General features: G+C 62.4%; 15 protein-coding genes. 3 read left to right on the plus strand and 12 right to left on the minus strand.

Features of this window, described 5'->3' with window-relative positions; translation table 11 throughout:
• Position 1 precedes the first annotated feature (1 nt).
• The 3 genes from iolD to iolB are packed head-to-tail and all read left to right on the plus strand — an operon-like array spanning position 2 to position 3,579.
• Positions 2–1,843, plus strand: a complete 1,842-nt coding sequence (gene iolD, locus OOZ53_RS04440) for a 3D-(3,5/4)-trihydroxycyclohexane-1,2-dione acylhydrolase (decyclizing) (RefSeq protein ID WP_271088114.1) — start codon at positions 2–4, stop codon at positions 1,841–1,843.
• A 22-nt stretch (positions 1,844–1,865) separates the two neighbouring features.
• On the plus strand, positions 1,866–2,762 hold the full coding sequence (iolE, locus tag OOZ53_RS04445; protein WP_271088115.1) for a myo-inosose-2 dehydratase: 897 nt from the start codon (positions 1,866–1,868) through the stop codon (positions 2,760–2,762).
• 16 nt (positions 2,763–2,778) lie between these two features.
• On the plus strand, positions 2,779–3,579 hold the full coding sequence (gene iolB / locus OOZ53_RS04450) for a 5-deoxy-glucuronate isomerase (protein WP_271088116.1): 801 nt from the start codon (positions 2,779–2,781) through the stop codon (positions 3,577–3,579).
• 1 nt (position 3,580) lies between these two features.
• Here the strand turns inward: iolB and OOZ53_RS04455 are convergent, their stop codons facing one another.
• The 12 genes from OOZ53_RS04455 to OOZ53_RS04510 form a co-directional block, all read right to left on the minus strand.
• A complete protein-coding gene (locus OOZ53_RS04455) occupies positions 3,581–3,976 on the minus strand; it encodes a RidA family protein (protein ID WP_271088117.1) in 396 nt (131 codons plus the stop codon).
• A 50-nt stretch (positions 3,977–4,026) separates the two neighbouring features.
• The gene (locus OOZ53_RS04460; protein ID WP_271088290.1) at positions 4,027–4,713 is read right to left on the minus strand and encodes an ABC transporter ATP-binding protein; all 687 of its coding nucleotides are present in this window, start codon (positions 4,711–4,713) and stop codon (positions 4,027–4,029) included.
• A complete protein-coding gene (locus tag OOZ53_RS04465) occupies positions 4,710–5,465 on the minus strand; it encodes an ABC transporter ATP-binding protein (protein WP_271088118.1) in 756 nt (251 codons plus the stop codon). Before OOZ53_RS04465 ends, OOZ53_RS04460 begins: the two co-directional genes overlap by 4 nt.
• On the minus strand, positions 5,458–6,438 hold the full coding sequence (locus tag OOZ53_RS04470; RefSeq protein WP_271088119.1) for a branched-chain amino acid ABC transporter permease: 981 nt from the start codon (positions 6,436–6,438) through the stop codon (positions 5,458–5,460). Before OOZ53_RS04470 ends, OOZ53_RS04465 begins: the two co-directional genes overlap by 8 nt.
• Positions 6,435–7,358 (minus strand): branched-chain amino acid ABC transporter permease, encoded by a 924-nt coding sequence (locus OOZ53_RS04475; RefSeq protein ID WP_271088120.1) that lies wholly within the window; start codon positions 7,356–7,358, stop codon positions 6,435–6,437. Before OOZ53_RS04475 ends, OOZ53_RS04470 begins: the two co-directional genes overlap by 4 nt.
• Positions 7,359–7,430: 72 nt before the next feature.
• Complete coding sequence (locus OOZ53_RS04480; RefSeq protein ID WP_271088121.1) at positions 7,431–8,570, minus strand: ABC transporter substrate-binding protein; 1,140 nt, start codon at positions 8,568–8,570, stop codon at positions 7,431–7,433.
• Between the two features lie 21 nt (positions 8,571–8,591).
• Positions 8,592–10,217 carry an AMP-binding protein gene (locus OOZ53_RS04485; RefSeq protein WP_271088123.1) on the minus strand — a complete coding sequence of 542 codons (1,626 nt, stop codon included), beginning with the start codon at positions 10,215–10,217 and terminating at the stop codon, positions 8,592–8,594.
• Positions 10,218–10,219: 2 nt separating this feature from the next.
• Positions 10,220–11,386, minus strand: a complete 1,167-nt coding sequence (locus tag OOZ53_RS04490) for an acyl-CoA dehydrogenase family protein (protein ID WP_271088125.1) — start codon at positions 11,384–11,386, stop codon at positions 10,220–10,222.
• 2 nt (positions 11,387–11,388) lie between these two features.
• Positions 11,389–12,204 carry an enoyl-CoA hydratase family protein gene (locus OOZ53_RS04495; RefSeq protein WP_271088126.1) on the minus strand — a complete coding sequence of 272 codons (816 nt, stop codon included), beginning with the start codon at positions 12,202–12,204 and terminating at the stop codon, positions 11,389–11,391.
• Positions 12,201–12,674, minus strand: coding sequence for a MarR family winged helix-turn-helix transcriptional regulator (locus tag OOZ53_RS04500; RefSeq protein ID WP_271088127.1), 474 nt, complete (start codon positions 12,672–12,674; stop codon positions 12,201–12,203). The genes OOZ53_RS04495 and OOZ53_RS04500 overlap by 4 nt, the downstream gene beginning before the upstream one ends.
• A complete protein-coding gene (locus tag OOZ53_RS04505) occupies positions 12,671–13,432 on the minus strand; it encodes an SDR family NAD(P)-dependent oxidoreductase (RefSeq protein ID WP_271088128.1) in 762 nt (253 codons plus the stop codon). The genes OOZ53_RS04500 and OOZ53_RS04505 overlap by 4 nt, the downstream gene beginning before the upstream one ends.
• Before the next feature lie 4 nt (positions 13,433–13,436).
• Complete coding sequence (locus OOZ53_RS04510; RefSeq protein ID WP_271088129.1) at positions 13,437–15,722, minus strand: bifunctional salicylyl-CoA 5-hydroxylase/oxidoreductase; 2,286 nt, start codon at positions 15,720–15,722, stop codon at positions 13,437–13,439.
• Positions 15,723–15,762: the final 40 nt, after the last annotated feature.

The raw sequence follows: 15,762 nt of genomic DNA on the forward strand, positions 1-15,762 counted from the left end.
TATGAGTGCGACCGTCAGACTGACCATGGCCCAGGCCGTTGCGAAATTCCTGGCCAACCAGATGACCGAAATCGAAGGGGAAACACTTCCGCTTTTTGCCGGCGTATGGGCGATTTTCGGCCATGGAAACGTTGCCGGCCTCGGTGAAGCGCTTTACCAGCACCGGGAAGATCTTCCAACCTACCGCGCCCACAATGAGCAGGCCATGGTTCACTCGGCTGTCGCCTTTGCCAAGGCATCCGCCCGCCGCCGCATGATGGCCTGCACCACGTCCATTGGGCCTGGCGCCCTCAACCTTGTGACCGGCGCCGGCGTTGCCCATGTCAACCGCCTGCCGGTGCTGCTCCTGCCCGGCGACATCTTCGCCAACCGCAGACCGGAACCGGTCCTGCAGCAGGTCGAGGATTTCGGCGACGGCACCGTTTCGGCCAATGACTGCCTGAAACCCGTGTCACGCTACTATGACCGCATCAGCCGGCCCGAACAGATCATTCCGGCTCTGCGCCGCACGATGCAGGTCCTGACCGACCCGGCCGAGTGCGGACCGGTGACGCTGAGCATGTGCCAGGACGTGCAGGCCGAGGCCTATGACTATCCGGTCAGCTTTTTCGAGCGGACACTGTGGACGCCGAGGCGCATCCAGCCCGATCGGCGGGAGCTGGATATGGCCGCCGAGGCGCTGCGCAATGCCCGCAAGCCGGCCATCATTGCAGGAGGCGGCGTCTATTATTCCGAAGCGACATCGGATCTGCGCAAATTTGCCGAAGACCACGGAATTCCGGTCGCCATGACCCAGGCCGGAAAGTCGGTGATCCCGGACGATCATCCGATGGCCCTGGGTTCCATCGGCGTTACCGGAACCGCCGCCGCCAATGCGGTGGTCGAGGATGCCGACATCGTGCTCGCGGTCGGCACGCGGCTGCAGGATTTCACCACCGGTTCCTGGTCGCTCTTCAAGAATCCGGATGTCCGTATTGTCGGTCTGAACGTTCAGCCCTTCGACGCCGGCAAGCATGGTGCGCTGCCGCTCGTGTGCGATGCACGCGTCGGGCTGGAGGCGCTGTCCGCGAAGCTGGGCGACCGGAAAACGGATGCCGGATACGCTGAGGTCATCAGCGCCGCCAAAGCCGACTGGCAAAAGGACGTCACAGCGGTCACCGCATCCTCCAACGTGGCGCTTCCCTCGGATTCGCAGGTCATCGGAGCTGTGCAGCGCGCGGCTGCGCCGAACACAACGATCGTCGGCGCCGCAGGCAGCCTTCCGGGCGAGTTGCACAAGCTGTGGCAGGCGGAAAAACCAGGCTCCTTCCACCTCGAATACGGGTTTTCCTGCATGGGTTACGAGATCGCAGGCGGTATCGGCGTCAAGATGGCCCGGCCGCAAGACGATGTCGTGGTGATGCTTGGCGACGGGTCCTACCTGATGATGAATTCGGAGATCGCGACCTCGGTGATGCTCGGTCAGAAAATGACAATCGTCGTGCTCGACAATCGCGGCTTTGGCTGCATCAACCGCCTGCAGATGGGCACTGGCGGCGCAAACTTCAACAACCTGCTGAAGGACGCGAAACACGACGTGCTGCCGGACATCGATTTCCGCGCACACGCGGAAAGTCTGGGAGCAGAAGCACATCAGGTCGCTTCGCTTGCCGATCTCGAAAGCGCAGTCGCCGCGGCGCGCAACAGCGACCGGACCACCGTGATCGTCATCGACACCGATCCGCTGCCCTCGACCGAAGCCGGCGGTCACTGGTGGGACGTTGCCGTGCCGGAGGTCAGCGTGCGCGAGGAGGTGCGCGAAGCCCGCTCGGCCTACGAGGAAGGCCGGAAAGGACAGCGCTGACAACGATCCGAGGGCAAGAACAATGATAAGATACGGCACGAACCCCATTGCGTGGACCAATGATGACGACCGTACGATCGGCGCTCATATCAGCCTGGAACAATGCCTGAGCGATGCTGAAAAGATCGGCTTTGACGGCATTGAGAAAGGGCACCGGATGCCCGACGAAGCCGAGGCGCTGCGCCGTGTGTTGCAGCCGCACGGCCTTGCCTTCGTCTCGGGCTGGTATTCCCTCAACATGCTGGTCAACGATCTGGAAACCGAACGCGTGGCGCTGCGAAAACAGCTCGACCTGCTGAAGGCCCATGATTGCAAGGTATGCATCGCCTGCGAGACGTCCAACGCCATTCACGGACGCGACGATGTGCCCCTGTCACGGCGGCCGGTGATGGACGACACGCAATGGGAACGCTTTACCGAAATGCTCGAAAGCCTGGCGCAGACATGCGCCGATGACGGTATCGATCTCGTATACCACCACCACATGGGTACGGTTATTCAAAGCCGCGATGAAGTCGACCGGCTTATGCGGGACACCGGTCCCGCGACAAAGCTTCTCTTTGATACCGGCCATGCCTGTTTCGCCGGTATCGATCCGCTGGACCTCGCGCGCAGCCATTTCGGCCGCGTCCGCCATTTCCATGCAAAGAATGTGCGCGGCGCGGTGCTCAAGGAGGTCGAGGCTGAGGATACGAGCTTTCTTGAGGCGGTCAGGCGCGGTATCTTCACGGTGCCGGGCGACCCGGAAGGCGCGATTGCATTCGAGCCGATCCTGAAGGTCGCTGCCGAGAACAACTATAATGGGTGGCTTGTGATCGAGGCCGAACAGGATTCGGCCGTCCGCGATCCGTTCCACTATCAGAAGATGGGTCTCGAAGCCCTGAAATCGACGGCACGCACCGTCGGTCTTGACGCATAGGAGCGCAACAACCGCCATGTCGAAACTGCTGGTAAAACCCACAGACGGCCAAGGCCGGGTAACCCACATAACGCCGCAGAATGCGGGCTGGCAGTATGTCGGCTTCGATCTGCATCGCCTGCGGCCCGGAGACCGCGTCAGCGAGGAAACCGGGCACCGGGAAGTCTGCCTGGTCCTTGTGAGCGGCAAGGCGAGAATTGCCGCCGGCGGTGAGGAGTTCGGCCTGCTTGGCGAGCGCATGTCGCCTTTCGACGGCGTTCCGTCGGCGGTCTATGTGCCTGGCGGTTCGGACTGGACGGTGAGCGCCGAAACCGAAGTCGAACTCGCCGTGTGCTCGGCGCCCGATCCCGAAGGCAATCTGCCAGCCCGGGTGATCGCGCCATCGGATCTCAGCAAGGAAACGCGCGGAAGCGGAACCAATACGCGCTACGTGACAAACATCCTTCCCGAGGACCAGCCGGCACAGTCACTGCTTGTTGTGGAAGTAATCACGCCGGGCGGCCACACCTCGTCCTACCCGCCGCACAAGCACGATCAGGACAACCTGCCGCACGAATCGCTGCTCGAGGAAACCTACTATCACCGCCTCAACCCGCCGCAGGGCTTCGCTTTCCAGCGCGTCTACACCGACGACCGCTCGCTCGATGAGTCGATGGCCGTCGAAGACGGCGACGTCACGCTGGTGCCGAAGGGCTATCACCCCTGCGCCGCCTGCCACGGCTATGACCTGTATTACCTGAATGTCATGGCAGGTCCGCGACGCACGTGGAAATTCCACAACGCCGCCGAACATGAGTGGCTGTTGAACGCCGGTTAGATTACTTGTCGGGCAATACCGCCGTCGCCTCGATCTCCACCTTGGCGCGGTCTTCCATCAGTGCCGTCACCTGGACGACCGCCATGGCGGGGAAGTGGCGCCCGATCACGTTGCGGTAGGCGGCCCCCAGTTCCCGCTGGTTCGCGAGATATTCGGCCTTGTCCGTGACATACCAGGTCAGACGCACGAGATGTTCCGGCCCGGCTCCGGCTTCCCGCAGCACCGCCACGATGTTCCTGAAAGTCTGTTCGCACTGGCCGACGAAATCGTCTGTCTCGAAGACCTGGTCACCGTTCCAGCCGACCAGCCCGCCGGTCACGACGAGCTCGCCTTTCGCCTGAATGCCGTTCGCATAGCCCTTTGCCGGCTTCCAGCCTTCCGGTTGCAGAAATTTCATGACATCTCTTTCTTCGTTGTCCTGGCTCTTGTTTGCTTCATCGCGGCGGTTCAGACGCCCAGGAACCGGTCTTGAATGTCGCCATCAAGATCGGCCGGCGCACCGTCCCATACATTCGCTCCGCGCTCCAGAATGGTGCATCGGTCGGCGACCCGCATGAGTTCCTTCAGCGTCTTGTCGACGATCAGGATCGATTGCCCCTCGCCCTTCAATTCCCGCACCGCCGCCCAGATCTCCTGACGGATAACCGGCGCCAGCCCTTCCGTGGCCTCATCCAGGATCAGCAGTTTCGGATTGGTCATCAGCGCCCGTCCGATGGCCAGCATCTGCTGCTCACCGCCCGACAATGTGCGCGCCATCTGGTTCTGGCGCTCCCTGAGCCGCGGGAAAAGCAGACCCACACGCTCAAGCGACCAGGCGCCTGGCCGCGCCGCGACGACGAGGTTTTCGTGCACCGAAAGGTTGGGGAAGCACCGCCGGCCCTCCGGCACAAGGCCGATACCCAGCCGCGCCACCCTGTGGGGCCGCATGGCTGCGAGATCCCGGTCCAAGAAGCGGACGTTTCCATGGCGGTACGGCATGATGCGGCAGAGCGAGCGGATGGTCGTCGTCTTGCCCATCCCGTTGCGGCCCATCAGCGCCACGACTTGGCCTTCCTCCATGGAAAGATTGACATTGAACAAAGCCTGGGAACGGCCGTAGAACGATTGCAGGCCCTCGATCTGCAGGAGCATCAGTCCTCCTCCCCCAGATAGGCTTCGCGCACATCCCGGTTCGTGCGGATTTCATCGACACTGCCGCTGGCGATCACGCTGCCATAGACCAGGACGGAAATGCGGTCGGCGAGCGAGAAAACGGCCTCCATATCGTGTTCGACCAGCAGGATCGGCACCTCATGGCGCAGCGTGTCCAAAAAGCCGGTCAGGTTTTTCGAGCCCTCCGGTCCCATGCCGGCCATCGGCTCGTCCAGCAGCAGCAATTTCGGGTTCAAAGCCAGCGCCATGGCCATCTCGAGCTGCCGACGCTCGCCATGGGAGAGTTCGGCGGCGACCACATCGGCACGTTCCGCAAGGTCGACCAGAGACAGTTTTTCCATCGCGGCATCGACCAGCGACGCATCGTGCATGACCGGTTTGAAGAAACGGAAGCTGGAGCCCTGTGTGCTCTGCACGCTCAGCATGACATTGCGCAGCGCCGAGAATTCGGGCGCGACGGAGGACACCTGGAATGTACGCCCGAGCCCGAGGCGGACCCGCTGCGCCACGGTCAGACCGCTGATATCCTCGCCATTGAACCGGATCTCACCGCCATCCGGCGTCAGCGAGCCGGCCACCTGGTGGATCAGGGTCGACTTGCCGGCCCCGTTCGGCCCGATCAGCGCATGGATCTCGCCTGGCCGCACATCCAGCGACACGTCGTCCGTGGCCTTCAACGCACCGAAGCTCTTGCGCAGTTCGCGCAGTTCCAGGATGGGTGCGGTCTCAGCCATGAACCCGCCTCCCCGCCAGAATGCCGAGAATACCACCGCGCACAAAAAGCACGACGCAGAGCAGTATAATCCCGAGAAAGAACTGCCAGTGCTCGGTTATGCCGCCGAGATAGAACTCCATGACGATGAAAAGCGCCGCGCCCGCGAGCGGGCCGAACAGACGGCCGACGCCGCCGAGAATGACGAAGATCATGATTTCGCCGGACACGTGCCAGGACAGCATGGACGGGCTGACGAAGCGGTTGAGATCGGCGAAAAGCGCGCCGGCCAGCCCGGTCATCGCCGCCGAGATCACGAAAGCCACAAGCCGGATGTTGAAGGGCGCAATACCCGTCGCGGCCAGCCTTTCGGGATTCTGCCGCGCCACCTGCAGCGCCGCGCCGAAGCGCGAATCGCGCAGCCGCGCCGAAATGAACAGGCATGCCATCAACACCACGTAGCAGATGAGGAAGAACTGGATCGGATCGAGCGTATTGAGTTCAGGAAAGCCGTTGCGCACATAGATCGAAAGGCCGTCCTCACCGCCATAGGCGGGCCAGGAAATGGCGAAATAGTAGATCATCTGCGCGAAGGCGAGCGTGATCATGATGAAATAGACACCGGATGTGCGCAGCGCAATGAGACCGATCAGAAACGCGACGACAGCCGACAGCACGATCGCCACGAGCCAGATCAACAGCATGTCGTTGCTGCCTGAAACCATGAATGGCCAGGCAAAGAGCGGCTCCTGGTTGAAGGCGTGGGTTGCCAGGATACCGGCGGCATAACCGCCGAGACCGAAGAACGCCGCGTGGCCAAAGGATACCATGCCGCCAAGGCCCAGCGCCAGATTGAGACCGACGCCGGCCAGTGCCAGGATCGCGACCCGCGTAGCCAGCGTGATGTAGAAGGGCTCGCCCTGCATCAGCGCAAGAAACGGCACGGCCAGCAGGCCAAGTGCAAGCGCCCAGTTGATGACGGTTTCACGGCTCATTGCGAACCCGCCGCGAAGAGGCCCTGCGGTTTGACCGCAAGGATGATGGCCATGAGGATATAGATGGCCATGGAAGCCAGCGCCGATCCGACGGACGTCGCCTGCGAGGGACCCATGAAGAGTTCGAAGAAATTGGGCAAGAGAATGCGCCCGAGCGTGTCGACCACGCCGACCAGGATAGCGCCGATCAGTGCGCCCTTGATCGAGCCGATCCCGCCAATGACGATGACGACGAAAGCCAGGATCAGCACCGGTTCACCCATGCCCACCTGCACCGACTGGATGGCGCCGACAAGCGCGCCGGCAAGGCCGGCCAGCGCCGCCCCGAGCGCAAAGACAACCGTGTAGAGCGTGCGGATATCGACGCCCAGCGCACCGATCATCTCCCGGTCCGATTCACCGGCCCGGATGCGCATGCCGAGCCGGGTGCGCGAGATCAGCAGGTAGAGGCCGAATGCGATCAACACGCCGACGACGATGATCGAAAGCCGGTAGAGCGGATATTGCGCTCCGCCTGGCAGCGATACCGCCCCTTGCAGGGCGGCGGGAATATCGAGATAGAGCGGAAAGGAGCCGAAGACCCAGCGCGTGCCTTCCGAAAAGATCAGGATGAGGGCAAAGGTTGCCAGCACCTGGTCGAGATGGTCGCGGTCGTAAAGGCGTCGTATCACGACAATCTCCACGATCGCCCCCGCAGCCGCCGCGCCCGCGAGGCTGGCGACAAGCCCGAGCCAGAATGAGCCCGTCGCCAGCGCGACCGTCGCGCACAGGAACGCGCCGATCATGTAGAGCGACCCGTGCGCCAGGTTGATCAGCCCCATGACGCCGAAGACAAGCGTCAGCCCGGCAGCCATCAGAAACAGCATGACGCCGAACTGGATGCCGTTGAGCAATTGTTCGATAAAGAGGGCGAGTGTCATCCTGCGCTCGGCCTGTCGCTCGCGTTAGACGGAAAGGGCGCGCGGGAGCAACGGCCCCCGCGCGCGCATTCGTTACAGCTTGCAATCGCCGACATAGGCGCTGGAGCGGTCCTCCAGACCGACACCGATGATCTTGTTCGTCAGCACATCGCCTTCCTTGATCACTTCACGGACATAGATATCCTGGATCGGATGCTGGTTGCTGTCGAATTTGAAATCACCGCGCACGCTGTCGAAATCTGCCTCTTTCAGGGCCGCGCGGAAGGCGTCGGCATCCTTGACGTCGGCCTTCTGCATCGCTGACAGGATAAGGTTCGCCGTATCGAAACCCTGGCTGGCGTAAAGCGACGGCAGGCGGCCATACTCGGCCTGGAATGCCTCGACGAATGCCTTGTTGGCGGGATTGTCGATATCCTTCGACCACTGCGAGGAGTTCTTCACGCCCAGCGCCGCCTCACCGACGGCCCCGAGAATGCCCTGATCGAAGGAGAAAGCCGGTCCCATGACCGGAATGTCCACGCCGGACTGTGCGTATTGCTTCATGAAGGCAATACCCATGCCGCCCGGCAGAAAGAAAAACACGCTGTCCGCGCCCGAAGCCCTGATCTGCGCGATCTCTGCGGCATAGTCCGTCTGGCCGAGCTTGGTGTAGAGCTCGTCGGCGACATCGCCCTCATAGAAGCGCTTGAAACCGGTCAGCGCATCCTTGCCGGCCGGATAGTTCGGCGCCAGGATGAAGGTCTTCTTGAAACCGGCGCTGTTGGCGTGGCCGCCCATCGCCTCGTGCAGATTATCGTTCTGCCAGGCGACGTTAAAATAGTTCTCATGACAGCCCTTGCCGGCCAGCATGGACGGTCCGGCGTTGGGCGAAAGGTAGAACACGCCCTGCCCGACGGCGCTTGGCACCACGGCCATGGCGAGGTTCGACCAGATGATGCCGGTCAGCACATCGACCTTTTCCTTCTGGATCATCTTATCGGCGATCTGAACGGCAAGGTCCGGCTTGCGCGCATCGTCCTCCACGATGACTTCAAGATCCTTGTTGCCGGCCATCTTGGCGGCCAGCATGAACCCGTCGCGCACATCGACCCCGAGGCCGGAGCCGCCGCCCGAGAGCGTGGTGATCATGCCGACCTTGACCGGTTCGGCAAGCGCGCCGGCGCTGACCGTGAGGCCCAGGCCTAAAAGGCTTGCGGCAATAAGCTTCTTCATTTTGTTTCCTCCCTTGGTGTTTTAGTTTTTCAGTCGAAAGCGCTGAACCTTGCCCGTCTGCGTCTTGGGCAGGCTTTCGATAAATTTGATGGATCTTGGATATTTGTAGGGCGCGATCGTCGCCTTGACGTGATCCTGCAACCGCTTGATCGTGACCTCATCCGGTGAAACGCCCTCACTCAGTACGACATGCGCTTCCACGATCTGACCGCGCTCCTCATCCGGTGCCCCGACGACGCCGCACTCGGCGACATCCGCATGCGCCAGAAGCGCTGCCTCGACCTCAGGGCCGGCGATATTGTAGCCGGCTGATATTATCATGTCATCCGCGCGGGCGACGAAGTGGAAGACACCGTCTTCATCCTGCATGAAGGCATCGCCGGTCACGTTCCAGCCATCGCGCACATAATCGCCCTGGCGCGCATCGTTGAGATAGCGGCATCCGGTGGGGCCGCGTACCGCCAGTTTGCCGGTTTCGCCGCGCGGCACCTCGTTCATCTGATCGTCGACGACCTTCGCTTCATAGCCGGTCACCGGCGTTCCGGTCGCACCGGGCTGCGAGTGGCCGAGCCGGTTGGAAATGAAGATATGCAGAAGCTCCGTCGCGCCGATGCCGTCCAGGATCGGTTTGCCGGTCTTCTCCCGCCACATCTCGTAAACCGGAGGCGGCAATGTCTCGCCAGCCGAAACGGCGACCCTCAGGGACGAAAGATCGGCCCCTTCTTCCATGGCGGCGAGCATCGCCCGATAGGCCGTCGGTGCCGTAAAACAGATGGTCGCCTTAAAGGTGTGGATGATATCGATCATGTTCGGCGGGGTGGCGCTTTCCAGCAGCGTCGCGGCCGCGCCGAAACGCAACGGAAAGATCGCAAGCCCGCCAAGACCGAAGGTGAAGGCCAGCGGCGGCGAGCCGACGAAGACATCGTCGGGCGTGACACCGAGCACTTCCCTGGCATATCCGTCGGCGATCACCAGCAGGTCGCGGTGGAAATGCATTGTCGCCTTGGGTTCGCCCGTCGTGCCGGAGGTAAAGCCGAGCAGCGCGACATCGTCGCGGCCTGTTTCGACGGCATCGAAAAGTACCGGCTTGTTCAGTGCAACGCGGTCGAGCTCGGCATCATGATTGGCCGTGCCGTCAAAGCCGATCACCTTTTCAAGGAATTGGCTGTCCTTGGCGCAATGGGTCAGTTCATCCATCAGCCGCGTGTCGCACAGGGCCAGCGAGATTTCCGCCTTGTCGACGATCTTTGCAAGCTCGGCGGCGCGCAGCATCGGCATGGTGTTGACGACCACCGCGCCGGCTTTGGTGGCGGCGAGCCAGCAGGCAACCATCGCCGGGTTGTTTGCCGAACGTATGAGGATGCGATTGCCCGGCTTGACGCCGTAATCCTCGACCAACGCATTGGCAATGCGGTTTGTCCAGTCGGCGAGTTCCTTGTAGGTCCTGCGCCGTCCGTTGCCGATCAGCGCCGTGTGGTCGGCGAAACCCTTGTCCACCATGGCATCGGTCAGTTCCACCCCGGCATTGAGCCGCTCCGGATAGTTGAAACCGCCGAGGTCGAGAACCGGCCAGCTTTCATGCGGCGGAAGATTGTCGCGTGTAAACGTATCGGTATGGGCCGTCGGGCCGAGCGGTGCCCCAGTCATGACTAAGCTCCGGTCTGGGCGGTGGCTAGCGCCTGCCGCGCAATGACGATTTTCTGAACATCGGACGCACCCTCATAGATGCGCAGGGCGCGGATATCGCGGTAAAGGCTCTCGATGATGTGGCCCGAGCGCACGCCGTCGCCGCCATGGATCTGAACCGCCTTGTCAATCACCTCCTGCGCCTTGTCGGTGGCGTAGAGTTTTGCCATCGCCGCCTCACGCGTGACGCGCACAGCGCCCATGTCCTTGGTCCAGGCGGCGCGGTAGATAAGCAGAGCCGCAGCATCGACGTCGAGCGCCATGTCGGCGATATGGCCCTGCACCATCTGCAGGTCGAACAGCGGCGCGCCGAAGAGTTCGCGATTGGCGGCGCGGTTGACTGTCTCGTCCAGCGCCCGGCGCGCAAAACCGAGCGCCGCCGCCCCGACCGTGGAGCGGAAGACGTCCAGCACCGACATGGCGATGCGGAACCCGCTGCCCGCTTCGCCGATCAGGGCGCTTTCCGGAATTCGACAATTTTCAAAAGAAAGCCGCGCAAGTGGATGCGGTGCAATAACATTTATGCGTTCGGCAATTTCAAGTCCGGGCGTATCGGCGGGCACGACAAAGGCGCTGATGCCCTTCGCGCCCGGTGCCTCTCCCGTCCGGGCGAAGACCGTGTAGACATCGGCGATCCCGCCATTGGAAATCCAGGTCTTTTCGCCGTTCAGCACATAGTCGCCGCCCTCGCGCGCGGCGGTCATCTCCATATTGGCCACATCCGAACCCGAACGCGGTTCCGAAAGCGCAAATGCCGAAAGCGCCGCCCCCTTGCGGGTTTTCGCAAGCCATTGCCGTTGCTCGGGCGTTCCGAAGAAAGACAGCGCGCCGGTGCCGAGGCCCTGCATGGCAAAGGCGAAATCGGCTAGTCCGTCGTGACGCGCCAGGATCTCCCGCGAAAGGCAGAGTGTGCGCACATCCATGGTTGAACCGGCTTCGTCCGGATCGACGGCGCTGGCTTCCAGCCAGCCGGCCTCACCCAGCTTCCCGGCGATCCGCCGGCAGCTCTCATCGACATCGCCGTGGTCGATATCCGTCAGGTTCGCGCCGACCCAGGCGTCGAACCGCTCATAGTAATCGCGATGCGTGTCGTCGAAGAAGGGCCAGTTCAGGAAACTGCGGTCGGCCATGCTCAGTTGCCCTCGAAAACGGGTTTTTCCTTGGCGACGAAGGCATCATAGGCGCGCTTGAAGTCGCGCGTCTGCATGCAAATCGCCTGTGCCTGCGCCTCCGCCTCGATCGCCTCGTCGATCGACATTGCCCATTCCTGCTTGAGCATTGTTTTTGTCATCATGTGGCCGAAATTCGGACCTTTTGCGAGTTTCGTCGCGAAATCAACGGCCTCGCTTTCCAGCGCTTCGGCATCCACCAGGCGGTTGAAGAAGCCCCAGCGTTCGCCTTCCTCGGCCGACATGGTCCGGCCGGTGAAGAGAAGCTCGGATGCCCGACCCTGGCCGATGATGCGCGGCAGGATCGCGCATGCGCCCATGTCGCAAGCTGCCAGACCGACGCGGGTGAACAGAAACGCCGTTTTCGCCCCGGGCGTTCCGAAGCGGATGTCCGAGGCCATGGCGACAATCGCGCCGGCGCCGACGCACACGCCGTCCACCGCCGCGATAATGGGCTTGCCGCAGCCGACCATCGCCTTGACGAGATCGCCGGTCATGCGCGTGAACTCGAGAAGACCCTTCATGTCGCGGTCGAGCAGCGGGCCGATGATGTCATGCACATCGCCGCCCGAGCAGAAATTCCCGCCATTGGAACCGAAGACGACGGCATCGACATCATCCGCATAGACCATGTCGCGAAACGTGTCGCGCAGCTCCGCATAGCTGTCGAAGGTCAGCGGGTTCTTGCGATCCGGCCGGTCCAGCGTGATGACAGCGACCGTGCCTTCCATGCGCCAGTTAAAATGCTGAGGCACAAGGCCCGCCAGTTGTCTGCTCATCGCGGACGCACTCCCTTGATCTGCACATTGTCGAGAAGTTCGACGAGGACATCGGCATCCTCGTCACTGAGCATGTTGAGCATGCTCGCGATCCAGCCTTCGTGAACCCCGGCCATATGGGCGAATTCATCTCGGCCCTTGTCGGTGAGTTGCACGATCATGGCCCGCCGGTCGCCGCTGACCGGCACCCGCACGACCAGCCCGTCGGAGACCAGGCGTTCGACAATACCTGTCACATTGCCGTTCGAGACCATCAGCGCCGCCGAAAGCGCGCTCATCTTCATGCCCTCGCGCTCGCGATAGAGCGCCGCCAGCACGTCGAAACGCGGCAGTGTCGTCGCGAACTCGACCCGCAGACGCTCGCGTATCTCGGCCTCCATCTGCCGCGATATCTTCAGCAGCCGAAGCCAGATGCGCAGGCGCTGCTTGTCGCGTTCCTCATTGTCGGCGGTCTCGGCAATGTTGCTCATACCTCGCCTCCCGATACGGATACGGCCTGTCCGGTAATCGCACCGGAATTCGGACCGCACAGCCAAAGGACCGTCTGCGCGACTTCATCCGGCTGGATGAAACGCCCCATCGGGTTGGTCCGCAGAAGCGCCTTGGTCGCCTCGTCTCGATTCATACCCGTTTTGTCCATGACATTGTCCAGCGCCTCGGTCAGCATCGGCGTTTCCGTATAGCCGGGGCAGATCGCATTGACGGTGATTCCGCTGGTCGCAAGCTCCATCGCGACCGAACGGGTCAGGCCTATGGCGCCGTGCTTGGCGGCACAGTAATGGGCGACATAGGGATAGCCGCGCAGCCCGGCCACGGAGGCAATGGTGACGATGCGGCCCCAGTCCTTGTTCTCCATGGCGGCGACACCCGCATGGATCGTCAGGTAAACGCCGGTCAGGTTGACGTCGATCGTCTTGCGCCAGCTTGCAACGTCAAGCTTTGCAAAGGGAGACGCCTGCGCCGCGCCGGCATTGGCAACAACGATATCGGCGCCGCCGTGATCGTCGCTGACGGTCGCAAACAAAGAGGCAACGCTATCCGGATCGGTGACATCGCAGGTCCTGGCCGTGATGCCATCCTGCGATTTGGCCACCTCGTCCAGGGCCTCCCGCCGACGCCCGGATACGGTCACTGTCGCACCGGCCTTGGCGAGCTTGCGCGCGATCGCCGCGCCGACGCCCGAGCCGCCGCCGGTCACCACCGCATGTTTTCCGCTCAGTTTGCCCAATTGTTCACACCTTTATGGTTTGCGCCTCGGCACGCTCGGCAAGCCGCACGAGTTGATCGCGGCCGGCGAGATATGGCAGCGGCCATTCGGTCTGCGTATCGCCGAGACCCGCCGCAGTGTGCAGTGTCCAGTAGGGATTGGCCAGATGCGGCCGGGCAAGACACACAAGATCGGCACGACCGGCCATCAGTATCGAATTGGCGTGATCGGGCTCGTAGATATTGCCGACGGCCATGGTCGCCATGTCGGCCTCGTTGCGGATGCGGTCCGAGAACGGCGTCTGGAACATGCGCCCGTAGACCGGCTCGGCCCGGATCGAGGTCTGCCCGGCGGAAACGTCGCAGATGTCGACGCCAGCATCCTTCAACATGGCGGCAATCGCCACCGCATCGTCCGGCGTCACGCCCTCATCGCCGACCCAGTCACAGGCGGAAATGCGCACCGAGATCGGCTTCCCGTCGGGCCATGCGGCGCGGACCGCACGGTAGACTTCGAGCGGAAACCGCATCCGGTTCTCGAGCGAACCACCGTAATCGTCGTCGCGCCTGTTGGTCAGCGGCGTGATGAAGGACGACAGCAGGTAACCGTGGGCGGCGTGAATCTCCAGCATGTCGAAACCGCAGCGATCCGCCATCTGCGCCGAGGCGACGAACTGCTCGATGACGCGCTCCATATCCGCCCGGTCCATGGGTTTCGGCGCCTGGTTGTTCGGCGACCAGGCAATGTCCGAGGGCGCCAGAAGCGGCCAGTTGCCATCCTTGAGCGGCGCATCCATCTCCTCCCAGCCGAGCTGTGTGGAGCCCTTGGCGCCGGAATGGCCGATCTGCATGCAGATCTTTGCCGGCGTTTGGCTGTGCACGAAGTCGACGATGCGGCTCCAGGCCGCCTCATGCTCCGGTGCGTAGGTTCCGGGACATCCCGGCGTGATGCGCCCCTCCGGGCTGACACAGGTCATTTCCGTATAGACCAGTCCCGCGCCGCCCTTCGCCCGTTCGCCGTAGTGGACAAGATGCCAGTCGGTCGGACAACCATCGACGGCCTTGTACTGCGCCATCGGCGAGACCACGACACGGTTTGCCAGCGTCATGTCGCGCAACCGGTAGGGTGCGAACATCGGCGCACGATGGCCGTTGACGCCGGCACGCGCCTGGAACCAGCCCTCGGCGCGCTTCATCCAGTCCGGATCGCGCATGCGCAGGTTCTCATGGCTGATGCGCTGCGAACGCGTCAGCAGCGAATAGTTGAACTGCACCGGATCGAGATGCAGGTAGCGTTCGACATTCTCGAACCACTCCGTGGAATTGCGCGCGGCCGATTGCAGCCGCAATACCTCGACCCGCCGCTCCTCCTCGTAGCGGTCGAAAGCCGCCTGCATCGAAGGTTCGCTGTGCAGGTAGTCGGCCAGCGCGATGGCGCTTTCCATGGCAAGCTTGGAGCCCGAGCCGATGGAGAAATGCGCCGTCGCCGCGGCATCGCCCAGCAGGACGACATTTTCGTGCGACCAGCGCTCGCAAAGCACCCGCGGGAAATTCAGCCATGCCGAACCGCGAATATGCCTGGCATTCGACATCAGCGAATGGCCGCCGAGATATTTGGCGAAGATCTTCTCGCAGACGGCGATGGACTCTTCCTGGCTCATGTCGCCAAAGCCGAATTTTTCCCACGTCTCCTCGCGGCACTCGACGATGAACGTCGCCGTATCGTCGTCGAACTGGTAGGCATGCGCCCAGATCCAGCCGTGTTCCGTCTCCTCGAAGATGAATGTAAAGGCGTCGTCGAATTTCTGATGCGTGCCGAGCCACACGAACTTGCACTGGCGCACATCGATCTCCGGCCGGAAGGATTCCGAAAACTCGTTGCGCGTCTTCGAGTTCAGCCCGTCCGAAGCCACAACGAGATCGTAGTCGCGCGCATAGGCCGCGGCGCTTTCCATCTCCGTTTCGAAGCGCAATTCGACGCCCAGCGAACGGGCCCGTTCCTGCAGGAGCAGCAGAAGCTGCTTGCGTCCGATACCGCAAAAACCATGCCCGGTGGAAACTTCGGTGGTTCCGCGATAGTGAACGGCAATGTCGTCCCAATAGGCGAAGTGCTTGCGAATGGCCTCGGCACTGACCGGATCGTTTTCCTGGAGATTGTCCAGCGTCTCGTCGGACAAGACCACGCCCCAGCCGAAAGTATCGTCCGGTTTGTTGCGCTCGATCACCACGACCTCGTGGTTCGGATCGCGCAGCTTCATGGTGATGGCGAAATAGAGCCCGGCCGGCCCTCCTCCAAGGCATGCAATGCGCATCGGTACATCCCCGTTGGTCTGCAGCGGAACCGTTTATCTC

Origin of the sequence: Allohoeflea poritis (assembly GCF_027889715.1) — a bacterium.
GTDB classification, from domain to species: domain Bacteria; phylum Pseudomonadota; class Alphaproteobacteria; order Rhizobiales; family Rhizobiaceae; genus Hoeflea_A; species Hoeflea_A poritis.